Annotated in this window: 15 protein-coding genes; 9 read left to right on the forward strand and 6 right to left on the reverse strand. The window is 60.9% G+C overall.

Annotated elements, in window-relative coordinates:
• Positions 1–276 precede the first annotated feature (276 nt).
• From rimO to GGU46_RS01195, 5 genes are all read left to right on the forward strand, one after another.
• Entirely contained in the window at positions 277–1,590 is a 1,314-nt protein-coding gene (gene rimO, locus GGU46_RS01175) for a 30S ribosomal protein S12 methylthiotransferase RimO (protein ID WP_183401765.1), read from the forward strand.
• A gap of 153 nt (positions 1,591–1,743) precedes the next feature.
• On the forward strand, positions 1,744–2,553 hold the full coding sequence (locus tag GGU46_RS01180; RefSeq protein ID WP_183401766.1) for a phytanoyl-CoA dioxygenase family protein: 810 nt from the start codon (positions 1,744–1,746) through the stop codon (positions 2,551–2,553).
• 105 nt (positions 2,554–2,658) lie between these two features.
• Positions 2,659–4,251, forward strand: coding sequence for a bacillithiol biosynthesis cysteine-adding enzyme BshC (gene bshC / locus GGU46_RS01185; RefSeq protein ID WP_183401767.1), 1,593 nt, complete (start codon positions 2,659–2,661; stop codon positions 4,249–4,251).
• Between the two features lie 43 nt (positions 4,252–4,294).
• A complete protein-coding gene (locus GGU46_RS01190; RefSeq protein WP_183401768.1) occupies positions 4,295–5,239 on the forward strand; it encodes a tetratricopeptide repeat protein in 945 nt (314 codons plus the stop codon).
• Positions 5,236–5,817 (forward strand): 5-formyltetrahydrofolate cyclo-ligase, encoded by a 582-nt coding sequence (locus GGU46_RS01195; protein ID WP_183401769.1) that lies wholly within the window; start codon positions 5,236–5,238, stop codon positions 5,815–5,817. Before GGU46_RS01190 ends, GGU46_RS01195 begins: the two co-directional genes overlap by 4 nt.
• Positions 5,818–5,826: 9 nt before the next feature.
• On the opposite strand, the gene GGU46_RS01200 is transcribed toward GGU46_RS01195, so the two are convergent.
• On the reverse strand, positions 5,827–6,279 hold the full coding sequence (locus GGU46_RS01200) for a hypothetical protein (protein WP_183401770.1): 453 nt from the start codon (positions 6,277–6,279) through the stop codon (positions 5,827–5,829).
• A gap of 142 nt (positions 6,280–6,421) precedes the next feature.
• On the opposite strand from GGU46_RS01200, the gene GGU46_RS01205 reads away from it, so the two are divergent.
• Positions 6,422–6,931: an ExbD/TolR family protein gene (locus tag GGU46_RS01205; protein ID WP_183401771.1), complete on the forward strand. Its 510-nt coding sequence runs from the start codon at positions 6,422–6,424 to the stop codon at positions 6,929–6,931.
• A gap of 65 nt (positions 6,932–6,996) precedes the next feature.
• Here the strand turns inward: GGU46_RS01205 and GGU46_RS01210 are convergent, their stop codons facing one another.
• The 5 genes from GGU46_RS01210 to mnmD form a co-directional block, all read right to left on the reverse strand.
• Positions 6,997–7,134 (reverse strand): hypothetical protein, encoded by a 138-nt coding sequence (locus GGU46_RS01210; protein WP_183401772.1) that lies wholly within the window; start codon positions 7,132–7,134, stop codon positions 6,997–6,999.
• Between the two features lie 108 nt (positions 7,135–7,242).
• Positions 7,243–7,839 carry a GDYXXLXY domain-containing protein gene (locus GGU46_RS01215; protein WP_183401773.1) on the reverse strand — a complete coding sequence of 199 codons (597 nt, stop codon included), beginning with the start codon at positions 7,837–7,839 and terminating at the stop codon, positions 7,243–7,245.
• Positions 7,836–9,056: a DUF2157 domain-containing protein gene (locus GGU46_RS01220; RefSeq protein ID WP_183401774.1), complete on the reverse strand. Its 1,221-nt coding sequence runs from the start codon at positions 9,054–9,056 to the stop codon at positions 7,836–7,838. Before GGU46_RS01220 ends, GGU46_RS01215 begins: the two co-directional genes overlap by 4 nt.
• A gap of 46 nt (positions 9,057–9,102) precedes the next feature.
• Positions 9,103–9,651, reverse strand: coding sequence for a hypothetical protein (locus GGU46_RS01225; protein ID WP_184093921.1), 549 nt, complete (start codon positions 9,649–9,651; stop codon positions 9,103–9,105).
• A 15-nt stretch (positions 9,652–9,666) separates the two neighbouring features.
• Positions 9,667–10,353: a tRNA (5-methylaminomethyl-2-thiouridine)(34)-methyltransferase MnmD gene (gene mnmD / locus GGU46_RS01230; RefSeq protein WP_183401776.1), complete on the reverse strand. Its 687-nt coding sequence runs from the start codon at positions 10,351–10,353 to the stop codon at positions 9,667–9,669.
• Positions 10,354–10,560: 207 nt separating this feature from the next.
• Here mnmD and GGU46_RS01235 point away from each other — a divergent pair, with 207 nt between their 5' ends.
• From GGU46_RS01235 to rlmN, 3 genes are all read left to right on the forward strand, one after another.
• The gene (locus GGU46_RS01235) at positions 10,561–11,004 is read left to right on the forward strand and encodes a thioesterase family protein (protein WP_183401777.1); all 444 of its coding nucleotides are present in this window, start codon (positions 10,561–10,563) and stop codon (positions 11,002–11,004) included.
• Between the two features lie 54 nt (positions 11,005–11,058).
• Complete coding sequence (locus GGU46_RS01240; protein WP_183401778.1) at positions 11,059–11,640, forward strand: hypothetical protein; 582 nt, start codon at positions 11,059–11,061, stop codon at positions 11,638–11,640.
• A 121-nt stretch (positions 11,641–11,761) separates the two neighbouring features.
• Entirely contained in the window at positions 11,762–12,829 is a 1,068-nt protein-coding gene (rlmN, locus tag GGU46_RS01245; RefSeq protein ID WP_394353389.1) for a 23S rRNA (adenine(2503)-C(2))-methyltransferase RlmN, read from the forward strand.
• Positions 12,830–12,910: the final 81 nt, after the last annotated feature.

Consider the following 12,910-nt stretch of genomic DNA (forward strand, 5'->3'; position numbering starts at 1 on the left):
AAAGCAGATTACGACTTGATTACCCACGGAAACAGGCGAGAGCAGTATAGTCTCATTAGCCGCTGGTACATGGATAGAAAGAGAGGTCTGGACGGCTACTAAAACTGGCTTTGTTTTCAGAACAGGTAGCAAGAGTCATCTGGCAAATGGAACATTCGGAGTAGGAAAAGGCGTTGCCGAGTTCGTACCTTTGCGGTCCTCAATTCGCCGCGGGCCGCAAGCGGGCAACTTTCTCACTGCTAAGAAATTGTCCGGCCGCCTGCTTACTACCCCAGCATGAAAGTCAGAAGCCAACAGGCCAATAAAGTCAACGTCATTACCCTGGGCTGCTCCAAAAACCTCGTTGATTCGGAGGTGATGATGGGCCAGCTCCGGGCCAACGATTTCCAGGTAACCCACGAAGCCGACACGAGCGACGCCAACATCGTTATCATCAACACCTGCGGCTTCATTGACAACGCCAAGCAGGAAAGCATCGACACCATTCTGCGCTACGCCGACGAGAAGGAAGCTGGCCGCCTCGAAAAGCTCTACGTGACGGGCTGCCTTTCCCAGCGCTACAAGGACGACCTGGAGCAGGAAATTCCGCAGGTAGATGCCTACTTCGGCACCTTGGAGCTGCCCCAGCTGATGAAGAAGCTGGAGGCCGACTACAAACACGAGCTGGTGGGCGAGCGGCTGCTGACCACCCCCGCCCACTACGCCTACTTCAAGATTGCCGAAGGCTGCAACCGCCCCTGCTCGTTCTGCGCCATTCCGCTGATGCGCGGCAAGCACCAAGACCGCCCCATCGAGGACCTGGTGAAGGAAGCTAAGCGCCTGGCCTCCATGGGCACCAAGGAGCTGATTCTGATTGCCCAGGACCTGACCTACTACGGCCTGCAGCACTATGGCGAGCGGAAGCTGGCCGACCTGATGCGCCACCTCTCCGACGTGAACGGCATCGACTGGATTCGGCTACAGTACGCCTACCCCTCGCAGTTCCCCATGGATGCCCTGGACGTGATGAACGAGCGGGAAAACATCTGCAAGTACCTGGATATGCCTCTGCAGCATATTTCCGATAACATGCTGAAAACCATGCGCCGGGGTATCAGCAAGCGCCGTACCGTAGAGCTGGTGGACACCATCCGGCAGCGCGTGCCCGACATTGCCTTGCGCACGACCCTCATTGCCGGTCACCCCGGCGAAACCCAGCAGGATTTCGAGGAGCTGTACCGCTTCGTGGAGGACACCCGCTTCGACCGCCTGGGCATCTTCACCTATTCGCATGAGGACAATACCCACTCCTTCACCCTGGAAGACAACGTGCCCGCCGACGTAAAGCAGGACCGCGCCGACCAGATCATGGAGCTGCAGCAGGGCATTTCGATGGAGTTGAATGAGGAGCGCGTGGGCCAGACCTACAAGGTACTCTTCGACCGCAAGGAAAGCGGCTACTTCGTGGGCCGCACCCAGTACGACTCGCCCGAAGTGGACAACGAAGTGCTGGTGCCCGCCACCAAAGACACCTACGTGCGCCTCGGCGACTTCGCCCAGGTGCAGATAACCGAGGCTTCCGACTTCGACCTCTACGGCAAGCTGATTTAACGCTCCGGAAAATTGACTTTGAGAAACCCTACCCTGGCCTGCCGGGGTAGGGTTTTTAGTGGCCAGTACCGCGAAACGGATTTTCGCGGTACTACTCGCGCCCGGAAACGTATTCGGGGTCTATCGTACCTTGCGCTACCTACCAGTTGCCTTATGAAAGCCCGTATCCAGCACCAGCAAGTTGAGTATCAGATTGAGGGTGAAACCCAGCCGGCCGAAGCGCGGGTGCTGCTGGCTTCCGATCAGGACCTGACCGCCGGACAGCCCTGGAGCGCGGCAGGCTACACGGTAGCCAGCTTCCTGAGCCCCCAGGAAAATGCGGCGCTGCGCGAAGGGTTGGCGGAAAAAGTGAGGGTAGCACTGCGGGCGGCCGGCGCAGCGGTAGCCGCCGACTGGCCTGTGGAACAGTACCACCAGATAGTCGGCGACAACCAGGGCCTGCACCTGGCCGTGGTAAACCAAACCAAGGAGTACCCATTGGAAGCGTTGCCGGTGCCGGTGGCCTTGGTGGAGCAGCGCGTGAGCGAGCTGTGCGGCCGCGCCGTGCGGGTGCACAACCCCCACAACGGGCAGCGGGCGTTTCATCTGCGCCTGGCCCGCCCCGGCCGCACCGACAACAACCCCCTGCACCGCGACGTGTGGCTGGACCGCCTGCGCGATGGTATCAACATCTACTTTCCAGTGGCCGGCAGCACCCCCGATTCGTCGCTGACCCTGGTGCCGGGCAGCCACTGGTGGCCCGAGGACCGCACCGAGCGCACGGCCGGTGGCGCTACCTACAACGGCACCACTTACAGCGTGCCCGCCCTGAAGGGCAGCCTGGAGCCGCTGGAGCTGGTGCGCCCCCACCCCGGCCCCGAGCAGGTGCTGCTGTTTTCGCCCTACCTGCTGCACGGTGGCGCCCTGAATTTAAATTCTGATGCTACCCGGATTTCGCTGGAAATGCGCTTTTGGGCAGTTTAGGAGTGGATAAGGGGTAGGGAGAAGACCGGAAAAATAATCCATCCGGGAAAATGCCAGTTACTTTGTGGACGCTGGCCGGTTATAGCCGAATATTCTTCTCTCCGTATGTCCGTCACGACTCTACGCTACGCCGATACCGGCGCGTTTTCTTCCCTGCTGACCGATTATCTGGCCCGGCACAATGCCCTGACTGCCTTTTATCACCGCTTCCCTACCCTCGACGCCTTCGCCGAGCAGATAGAAGAAAAGCGCGCTTCTTATACTTCCGAAGCCCGGCAGCGGCTGGTAGCGGCCCTGCGCGAGCAATACGCCACGCTGCCCACCGTGCACCCGGCCGTGGAGGCCAACCTGGCCTTGCTGGAAAAGGATACCACCTTCACCATCACCACCGGCCACCAGCTCAACCTGCTCACCGGGCCGCTATATTTCATCTATAAGATTGTGTCGGCGGTGAAGCTGAGCCGGCAGCTTAAGGAAAAGTACCCTCAGTACGACTTCGTGCCGGTGTACTGGATGGCTACCGAAGACCACGATTTCGCGGAAATCAACCACTTCAACCTGTTCGGGAAGAAGTACGAATGGAACGCCGCTGAAACCGGCGGGCCGGTGGGCCGCCTGAAGCTCGGTGGCCTGAAGGAAACCCTGCTCGACCAGCTGCCCGCCGACGTGCCTGCCTTGTTCCGCGAGGCCTATGAGCAAGCCGACACCCTGGCTGCCGCTACCCGCCGCCTCACCCACGACCTGTTCGGGGAGCTGGGGTTAGTGAGTCTGGATGCCGATGCCCCCGCCCTCAAGCAGGCCCTGGTGCCGGTGCTTACAACAGAAATCCGGGAGCAGGCCTCCAACCGGGCGGTGCAGCAGGCCAACGCCCAGCTGGAAGCCGCCGGCTACAAGCCCCAGGTGTATTCGCGCCCGCTCAACCTGTTCTTCCTGACTGATTCCGGCAAGCGGGAGCGGCTGGAGTACGATGCCGCCCAGGACTGCGCCCAGATTACGGTGCGCAACACCGGCCGCTGCCACTCCCAGCAGGAGCTGCTGGAACTCGCCCAAGCCCACCCCGAGCAATTCAGCCCCAACGTGGTGCTGCGCCCGCTCTACCAGGAAATATTGCTGCCCAACCTCTGCTACATTGGTGGCGGAGCCGAGGTAGCCTACTGGTTTCAGCTGAAAGGCGTGTTCGAGGAAAACAACGTACCCTTCCCGATTTTGCTACCCCGCAACTCGGCTCAATACGTGGGCAAAGCCAACGCCGGCAAGCTGCGCAAGCTGGGCCTGACTACTACCGACATCTTCCGGCCCCTGCCCGAGTTGAAAAAGCAGGTAGGTGCCACGCTGGGACAGGAAGAAGTGAGCCTGCGGGAGCAGCAGCAGCAGCTGGCCGCCGCCTTCCAGGCTGTTGCCGACCTGGCCCAGCGCCTCGACCCCACCCTGGTAAAAACCGTGGCGGCCGAGCAGCAGAAGATGACGGGCATTGTGCAGGGCCTGGAAAAGCGCCTGAGCAAAGCCGCCGAAGCCAAGCACGAAACGGCTTACTCCCAACTCACGGCCCTCAAAGACAAGCTCATGCCCGGCGGCCACCTGCAGGAGCGCACCGATAACGTGCTCAGCATTCTCATCAACAACCCCCAGTTCATTCAGCAGCTCCTCGATGCCTTCGACCCGCTGGCCCTGGAGTTTACGGTGTTGGAAGAGGAGTAACTCACCTGGTCCCTGAAGGCCGTTTAACACTTATTCTTAGTCAATGTTTTCTTTCTTGTCTTCGTTGTTTTCTGATAAGAACAATGAGCGTGACTTGTCCTTTGGGTTGAACGCGCGGTATTCTATTCCGGCCTTAATTCAGCAGCAGCAATGGCAGCAAGTTGAAACTATTGCCCACGGATTAACCAGCGACGAACTGTCTCGACTGGTAGATGGAATATGCTTGACAGACCGGTACAACAAGAACATCCAACTCTTCATACGTTCCGCTGATACCGACTTTTCGCATCTGGTGGCCGGTGCGTGGTATTTATATCAGGCATGGCAGGCCCGGACTGGCAAGTGGGCGGAAGACCTATCGAAATCAGAGGTAGAGGGCTTCTTTCACTATCTACAGCTGGCACGTTTGCAACTAGGAGGTAGCTTTGAGCAGGATGCCTACCGTTGCGAGGCTCGGGCTCGGCTGGTGCGCACAGAAATGGGACTAAGTGAGCCTGATAAAGCCATAAAGGCATTTCAGCAGAGCATAGCGCTAGATGACAGCAAATTTTGGGCTTATCACCATGTGTTTAAGCTGGTGTCACCTAAATGGTTAGGCGATAAGAATGAGCTTGTTGCCTATATCGAGTCGGTGGAAAAGGAAGACATTCAGTATGCTTTATGGCTTATGTACCTAGTGGAGATGTACAGCGACATAGAGGAGGAAGAGAATGCTCCGAAACGCTGGTACACTGAGCATAGCCCATTAATTCAGAAGATATTAACTCAGCCGAAGTTGCCAGTTGATAGTTCGCTGGTCTCTGTTTATGCCAATAATAACCTCGCTTATCTATATCATCTGCTGGGAGAGAAAGAAGAGCGTAATACAATTCTGAACCAGCTTGTTGACCGGTTTCCCCCTTACCCGTGGGCATATTTCGGCATTGAGTCAGGAAGTGATGCAGAAATGAGGAAGTTTCGCCAATCGGCTGCATACCGGCAGCCATGACCAAAGCGGAACTCCGCCAACAAGCCCTGGCTCGCCGCCGAGCCTTATCGGATGAGGAAGTTGCCCGCCGGAGCGCGGCGCTGTGGGAGCAGCTGCAGCAGGCGTTTCCGTGGCGGGAGTGGCGGTGGCTGCATTTGTTTCTGCCCATTGCGCGCCAGCAGGAGCCCGATACCTGGCCCCTGATCCGGCAGTTGTGGGCCGAGCGGCCGGCGCTGCAGCTGGCCGTGCCCGTGGTGCAGCCCGACGGCCGGACCTTGCGCCACTTCCACCTCACCTCGGAAGCCCAGCTGGAGAATAACCGCTGGGGCATTCCGGAGCCCATAGGAGCCGTCGAAGCCCTACCCCCCCGGCTCGACGCCATTCTGATTCCCTTGCTGGCCTTCGATGAGCGGGGCCACCGCGTAGGCTATGGCAAGGGTTTCTACGACCAGTTTCTGCCCCAATGTCGCCCCGACGCCCTGCGGATTGGCGTGAGCCTGGAGCCGCCAGTACCCCGTATTGAGGACGCCTGGGCGGGCGACGTGCCCTTGCACGCCTGCCTCACCCCGGAGCGGGTGTGGTGGTTTGAACAGAGGTAGGCGAAGTTGCTAGCGGGCACGGGGGGCGCGGAGCCGCCAACACGTAATGCCGGCCCAAATCACCACCACGAACAGGAAGGCTGATACTGTCCAGATGAGTTTCAATAGGCCACTCACGGCCGCGCCTAAGGGAAAAACAGCTTCCTCTGTTCCGGAGAGAGTGGAATAGGCATAGCCCAATCTTACGCACCAGCACAACAACAAGGGGCTGCCGAGGCCGCAGGCCAGGGCCACCGTTGCGTTGCTCGCTGCCCACCGGCGTCCGGCATCCAGCAGCAGAACCAAAAACAGGATGAGCAGGAAGGAGATAAGCTGCCCCAAATAGCTACCAACGACGAAGTAGGTGTTGTGCAGCTGGATATCGAGGGTGGGCTTCCAGATAAAAGCCGTTCCCATGAGCAACGACCACAACGCAAGCCAGACCACCAACGCCACCGTAAAGCAACACCAGAACCGACGCATATACAGTTTAACCTTTACAGGACGAGAAAAAGCGAGGAAGCGTAGTTTGCGCGGAGAAACGGATTGCTATTGGGCCAGCAATATATAGTAACTGCACAGCGTTGCCCGGGTGCAATAATATCAAACCAGCCGCACCCTTGTGATGACCCATCTGCAGCCGCTACCCCTGAACGGACGCTCACGCCGCATCTTTCGGCGCATCACCCCGCCGGATATGACGCCCATGGCCGGGGTAGGCTTTCTCTTGGTTTCCTTTTTCATGTTGACTTCCTCACTTACCCAGCTAACTGCTATGGAGGTAGCTATGCCCTTGAGGCCAGTGTGTTGCGAGTCTTGTGATACCTACTGGGCCCATGCCGCCGTTATGACGGTGCTGCTGGGCCCACGCAACCAAGTTTATTACTACCCGGGACTGGATGCGCAGGCCAGCCGCAAAACCGATTACAGCGCCACGGGGCTGCGGCAGGCGCTTTTATCTGCCCAGCGCGAGTATGGCCCGCTGACGGTGCTGGTAAAGCCAAGCAGCCAGGCTACCTATCAAAACGTGGTAGACGCCCTGGATGAAATGAGCATCACCGCAACCAAAAGCTACCTTCTGACGACGGATCTAAATCGTTTTGATGAAAAGCTGTTGACCGGTCGGCGCTTATAAGCAGTTCTTGCTGTCAAGCAAAAGCAAGAGGGCCATATCAGGTTGCTGATATGGCCCTCTCGCTTTTATTTTTTGGTGGAGGCAGCGGGAGCCGGCTGAGCGGACTCGGGGCGGACTGCCGATGATTTTTTACGAGCAGAAGCGGGCTGGGCCCGGCGCTGAGCGGCCAGTACCTGCGCCAAGTTGGATAAACTGGGTTTCATGAAATAGAAAAGGAAAGGAATTGAACATCACGCAATAGGATAGGTAGGGTAGGCAAGAACGTGAGGCCAAGATATATACTTCACGTCATATGTAGTACACCAAGTGGGTTATTTATCGGCCGGCTCCACGCCGGTGATGCGGGCTTGGCCCCAGGGGGCAATGCTTACCTGCACCCGCAGGCTCTGGCGGCGCTCCAGTTGGCGACCTTGGCCTTCGGGCACGTAGTAGCGCTCCAGGCCATAGCGCAGGCGGAGCCCGCGCCGCCACACATCTTGCACGGAGCCGCGCAATACTGCCTGCTGCCCAGTGGCGGCCGGTTTTTCGGGGAAGGCCGCCACGGCCTCGTAGGTACCATCGGGTTGGGGCTCCAGCAGCACGTAGGCGGGCTGGTGGCGGCGGGGCATAGCGGAGCCGCGCCACAACCCTCCCGGCAGCTCACTGACCTGGTAGCGCAGGTTCACGTAGTCGCCGTAGAGCAGGTCGCGCGGGTCAACGGGGCGGGTGTGCAGCGTAACGGTGCGGCCCAGGGCGGCTGTGGCGTAGCCGGCGGCGGCCACGCCCAGCACAAACAGCACCTGCGCCAGCACTAGCCACTGCACCCACCGCCGGCGGGTCGGCTCGGGCAGGTCGTTGGGCAGCACCGGGATGCTACCCCCGGCCGGGCCCGCAACCGGCGGCAGAGAATCAGCAGGAAGCGTACTCATGGCTTGGGAGGGGTTGACGAGGAGAACGTGTGCGCCGCCCGGCGCCGGAGCCACCAGCTCAGGCCCAGCAGCAGCAAGCCGCCCAGCAGGAAAAACAACGACTTATCCAGGAAGCCCCAGGTCAGCTTGAAATAGGCTACGGCGGTGGTGATGATGAACAGTACGGTGCCCAGCGTCACGCGGTCGGGGTTCTGCTCCTGGTGGGCCCGCAGCAGCACGGCGCCGGAGTAAGCGTACAGCACCACCAGCGTGGCAATGGCCAGGGGTAGCCCGCCCGTAAAGTAAAAGCCCGGCAGTAGCAGCAGCCAATCGGTGAGGCTGCCCAGCCGGCCGCGCTGCCGCTTCCCAGCTACCGAAACTATCAGCACGGCAACCAGGGCAGCCAGGTAAGGCAGCAGCGGCGCCCGCAGCTGCCCGGCATACAAATCCGATTCGCCAAACAAGGCCAGCCCCAGCGTGAACAGGAAAGCCGTCACCAGCGGCGGACCCTGCAGTGCCCGGCCCGCCGGGCGGTCGGGCTGCCAGTCGCCGAAGGCATACACCAGCATGGCCGGAATAAAGAACCAGGTGATTTTAACGTGCAAGTGGTTGATGAGCAAGGCCGCCTGCCAGAGCAAGCCCGTAGCCAGCACCCCGCCCAGCAGGGCATCGGGGCGGCGCCACCAGTAGTACCCCAGCCCTAGGGCCGTACCAATGGCCGTGAGGTAGCTGAACGCGCCCAGCTGCCCGGTGTTGTAGCCCTGCACGATGCCGCTGATAACGGCCGTCATCAGAAACAGCAGGCGGCTGCGGTACAGCCACGTCAGGGCCATGCCGGCCACGGCCCAGGCCAGCAGCCCGGTGAGGTCGTAGCCGATGAGCTGGTAGAGCTGGCTGGTCAGCACAATGCTGGCCCCGAACAAGATCAGCCCCAGGGCAATCAGACCCATACCTAAGTTAAGGTTGCCGCGACGCCGGAAATACTCGCCGCCGGCGTAGGCCCCGCACAAAGAGCCCAGCAGCAAGGCCAGGCGCACCACCTCGGGCAAGCCCTGCCAGTTGGCCGCTACCACGCTCAGGGCGCTCAGGCCGACCAGCAAGGAGCCCAGCAGCGGCAGCAGCCCAATGGCAGTGGCATCAGTAGGATAAAGGGCCAGCAGCTGCTCGCGCTGCGTCTCCGTGATAATCTCCTTCTGCACCCACTCCCGCCCGTCGGTTTCCAGTAGCTTACGACTCATAATACCGGCAACTTACGCAGGATGCAGGAAGTGGGCAGGTGCTTGGTTATTTTTCCAGATACTTCCGCCGGCTGGGCCAAGCTTTCCGCTCCCGACGACGCTGCTCGGCGCGGTGGTCAGCGTGACCCCCGTAGCAAATTCGCTTGTCGGTATCGAAGCGCATAACACCTTCCGCCAGGCGTGCCCCCTGCCGGACCATCAGGCCGTTGAAGGGGCAGGTGTCGTAGCCGCAGTTGTGCTTGGTGTACGTACCGAAATTGCGGTGCCGGATGCGCTTTTCGGTCAGGATGCGCTGCTGCGTCCGGCGGATTGCAGCCCACGCCGCCCGCTCATCGGCTACGGTCAGCGCTTGCCCCAGGGTGCTGAGACGGAGGTAGGTGTCCGGGTCTTTCAGCTGTAGAAACTCGTAGAATTTCGGAAATACCGCTGCCGCCGCATTCCGCAGGCGCAGTTGCTGCTCCAGGCTCAGCTTCTCGTTTTCCAGTAAACTGCGGAACAGCCCCAGCGAGTTAAAATCGGTGTAGCGCCGGTAGTGAACGAGCAAGTGGTGATAATCCGCTTCCGTAAGTTGATTCAAGCGACGATTAAGCTTCATAGCGGATATACGTAGTTACCCCTGCTTCCGCGCCCGGGTCATCTCGCGCTTGCCGGGTGGGCCCGGAATCTTTTCCACCAGCCAGCCGGCGGCCCTCAGGCTGCGCTTGAACGAGCCCTTGGCGCAGTAGCTGACCAGCACGCCTCCGGGCGCGGCGGCCTGGTAAAGCTGGGCGAACACCTCGTCGGTCCACATATCGGGCTGCTTTTCCGGGGCAAAGGCATCGAAGTAGATAACCTGGTAGGTGTCCTGGGAGAGCGGGGTAGCCTGCAGCTCCCCGGCGCGCTTCAGCAGCACGAAGTTGGACGTAAGCGGCACCGGGCGGTTCCAGGCGGCGGCGTGCAGCTGGTGCTGGTAGTCCTGCAGCTCGGGGCCAGACAAGTAGGTGTCGGGGTGCAGCTGGCCAACTACCTCCCAGGGCAGCGGAAACTTTTCAATGGTATCGTAGAAAATCTGCTGGCCGGCGGTAAGGCTGCGCTCCAGGGTCAGCAGGGCATTCAGGCCCGTACCGAACCCTACCTCCAGCACCCACACCACCGGGTTTTCCGTGGTCAGGGCCGGCTCCAGACCGGCGGTCAGGTACACGTGCCGGGCCTCCTGCAGGGCACCGTGGGTGCTATGGTAGTGCTCATTCAGCTCGGGCACGTACAGGGTACTGGAGCCGTCGGCGGTGGCGCGAACTTCGACGCGGGGAACAGGCATGAGGAAAATCGAAAGGAAATGAAAACCGGCCGCGGCGTCGGGCCGGCCGGGGCATAGTCTGGCTAATATAGTGCGTTTGAGGTTTCGGCGGCCGGGTAGGGGGTAGCCCCGGCCCCGGCCGGGCTGCGCACAACTAGCCGGCCCCTACCCCACACCAGTCTGCAAAAGCGCCGTATGTAGTGTTGCGTTTCTCTTTCTGACCAGCTTATGGCCCGCGTTAAAGTTCAGCTACCCGAAACCTACCTGCTTGCCGTTGAAATTCCGGTACGCATCACCGACCTCAATTACGGGGCCCACCTCGGCAACGACGCCCTGCTCAGCATCCTGCACGAGGCCCGGGTGCAGTTCCTGCGCCACCTGGGGCAGGCTGAATACGACCCCGCAACCGGCCTGGGCCACATCATGGCCGACGTAGCCATTGAGTACAAGGGCGAAGGGTTTTACGGCGACGTGCTGCATATTCAGATGGCTGCCACCGACCTGGGCAAGTACGGCTTCGACCTGGTGTACTGGGTGAAAAACCAGGCCGGCCGCGAAATTGCCCGCGCCAAAACCGGCATGCTCGGCTTCAATTACACCACCCGCCAACTCCTCCCGCTCCCGGAGGAGTATGCGGCTCGTCTGCGGGGTCCGGAAGCAAGGCCGTTGTAGCCCCTGGCTGGCGTTTCGCGTATGGGTCAGCTCACCATCCCCGCTTCAAGACGCATGCGCCTCCTGGTTTCCGCTGCTGCCGTTAGTTGGCTGATAGCCTGTCAGTCCCCATCCGCCCCGCCCGAGCAAGCCTCCGCCCCGGCGGCGGCGCTGCCTATCCCCGCGGTGCCGGCCGGGCCGCGGTTGCTGCACGAGGCGGCGGCGCGCCGGCCCTTTTCCTCCCGCACTGCCCCCGACCAGTTCCGGCTGCAGCTGCGCGGCGACTCCGTGCTGACCGGCACTCTGCACCTGAGCATTGTGTCGGCGGCCGGGGACACGCTGCTTTCCGAACGGTTTCCGGCCCAGGCCCTGCTCGACTACGGGCTGCTCCAGTACGGCGAGCACCCCACCCGCGCCCAGCGCGAAGCCTACGTGCGGGAGCGAATGGACCAGTTCTTCGGCCCCGGGCAGTTCCGCAGCCCCGCCATTAAGCCCACCGAGCAGTACGTGGCCCGCCAGTCGGAGCGGGGCGTGTGGGAGGAGGTGCGCCAGACAGGTTTGCCCGGCTTCTTTTACCATCTCTACGAGGAGGACGGCCGCAGCCTGGCCTACTTGCCCCGCCGGCGTAAGGCCGTGGTGTTCCGTACCTGCTGCTGAGCGAAGGCGCGGGCCGGGGTAGTGGCCGGCTTGGGCTTCGCTCTCAGGCGGTTGGCTCCCGATAACTTCGCGCGGTTTTCCGGAACCCAAGCGCCGTGCGTGTTGTATCTTTGCCGCTATGATGATTGACCTGCCCGTAGTTTCCAAGCGCGACATCCGCAAACTCACCCCCGACGAGCTCAAGGCCTTTATGGTGGAGCACGGCGAGAAGCCGTTCCGGGCCAAGCAGGTACTGGAGTGGCTGTGGAAAAATACGGCCTCGTCGTTTGAGGAGATGAACAACATTTCCCTGGCCACGCGCGAGCTGCTGGCCCGGCACTTCGTCATCAACGGCGTGCAGGTGCAGAACTCCCAGCTCTCCAACGACGGTACCATCAAATCGGCTTTCCGCCTGCATGATGGCAACATTGTGGAGGGCGTGCTCATTCCGCACGACACGCGCATGACGGCCTGCATCAGCTCGCAGGTAGGCTGCTCGCTCACGTGCAAGTTCTGCGCTACCGGCTACATGGAGCGCAAGCGCAACCTCGACGCGGCCGAAATCTACGACCAGGTGGTGCGCATCCGGGAGCAGTGCGAGAAGCAGTACGGCACCCCGCTCACCAACATCGTGTACATGGGCATGGGCGAGCCGCTGCTCAACTACGCCAACGTGGTGAAAAGCATTGAGCGCATCACCGCCCCCGACGGCCTGAACATGGCCCCGCGCCGCATCACCGTCAGCACCGCCGGCATTGCCAAGATGATCAAGAAGCTGGCCGACGACGACGTGAAGGCCAACCTGGCCCTCTCGCTGCACGCGCCCAACGACACGAAGCGCAACGAAATTATGCCCATCAACGAAGCCAACTCGCTGGCTTCCCTGAAGGACGCGCTGAAGTATTACCACCAGAAAACCGGTCGCAAAGTAACCTACGAGTACATCGTATTCGAGAGCTTCAACGACACGCTGCAGGACGCCGAGGAGCTGTACCAGATTTCGAAGTGGATTCCCTGCAAGGTGAATCTGATCGAGTATAACCCCATCGAAAACGCCGACTACGTAAACACCGCCGACGATAAGCTGATGGCTTTCCACAAGTATCTGGCCGACCGGGGGGTGCAAACCAACGTGCGCCGCTCGCGCGGCAAGGACATTGACGCCGCCTGCGGACAGCTGGCCGTGAAGGAAAAGGCCGAGGTAGCGTAAGCGCCCGCTACCCCTGCAAAACCCACGAGGCCCTTGGTACCAGGTACCAAGGGCCTCGTGGGTTTTGCAGGGGTAGCAGAT

The organism is Hymenobacter latericoloratus (assembly GCF_014199535.1).
GTDB classification, from domain to species: domain Bacteria; phylum Bacteroidota; class Bacteroidia; order Cytophagales; family Hymenobacteraceae; genus Hymenobacter; species Hymenobacter latericoloratus.

What these genes read in the sequence shown, in the direction of transcription:
- rimO (WP_183401765.1), top strand. Translation starts at nt 277, where the DNA reads ATGAAAGTCAGAAGCCAACAGGCCAATAAAGTCAACGTCATTACCCTG.
- GGU46_RS01180 (WP_183401766.1), top strand. Translation starts at nt 1,744, where the DNA reads ATGAAAGCCCGTATCCAGCACCAGCAAGTTGAGTATCAGATTGAGGGT.
- bshC (WP_183401767.1), top strand. Translation starts at nt 2,659, where the DNA reads ATGTCCGTCACGACTCTACGCTACGCCGATACCGGCGCGTTTTCTTCC.
- GGU46_RS01190 (WP_183401768.1), top strand. Translation starts at nt 4,295, where the DNA reads ATGTTTTCTTTCTTGTCTTCGTTGTTTTCTGATAAGAACAATGAGCGT.
- GGU46_RS01195 (WP_183401769.1), top strand. Translation starts at nt 5,236, where the DNA reads ATGACCAAAGCGGAACTCCGCCAACAAGCCCTGGCTCGCCGCCGAGCC.
- GGU46_RS01200 (WP_183401770.1), bottom strand. Translation starts at nt 6,279, where the DNA reads ATGCGTCGGTTCTGGTGTTGCTTTACGGTGGCGTTGGTGGTCTGGCTT.
- GGU46_RS01205 (WP_183401771.1), top strand. Translation starts at nt 6,422, where the DNA reads ATGACCCATCTGCAGCCGCTACCCCTGAACGGACGCTCACGCCGCATC.
- GGU46_RS01210 (WP_183401772.1), bottom strand. Translation starts at nt 7,134, where the DNA reads ATGAAACCCAGTTTATCCAACTTGGCGCAGGTACTGGCCGCTCAGCGC.
- GGU46_RS01215 (WP_183401773.1), bottom strand. Translation starts at nt 7,839, where the DNA reads ATGAGTACGCTTCCTGCTGATTCTCTGCCGCCGGTTGCGGGCCCGGCC.
- GGU46_RS01220 (WP_183401774.1), bottom strand. Translation starts at nt 9,056, where the DNA reads ATGAGTCGTAAGCTACTGGAAACCGACGGGCGGGAGTGGGTGCAGAAG.
- GGU46_RS01225 (WP_184093921.1), bottom strand. Translation starts at nt 9,651, where the DNA reads ATGAAGCTTAATCGTCGCTTGAATCAACTTACGGAAGCGGATTATCAC.
- mnmD (WP_183401776.1), bottom strand. Translation starts at nt 10,353, where the DNA reads ATGCCTGTTCCCCGCGTCGAAGTTCGCGCCACCGCCGACGGCTCCAGT.
- GGU46_RS01235 (WP_183401777.1), top strand. Translation starts at nt 10,561, where the DNA reads ATGGCCCGCGTTAAAGTTCAGCTACCCGAAACCTACCTGCTTGCCGTT.
- GGU46_RS01240 (WP_183401778.1), top strand. Translation starts at nt 11,059, where the DNA reads ATGCGCCTCCTGGTTTCCGCTGCTGCCGTTAGTTGGCTGATAGCCTGT.
- rlmN (WP_394353389.1), top strand. Translation starts at nt 11,762, where the DNA reads ATGATTGACCTGCCCGTAGTTTCCAAGCGCGACATCCGCAAACTCACC.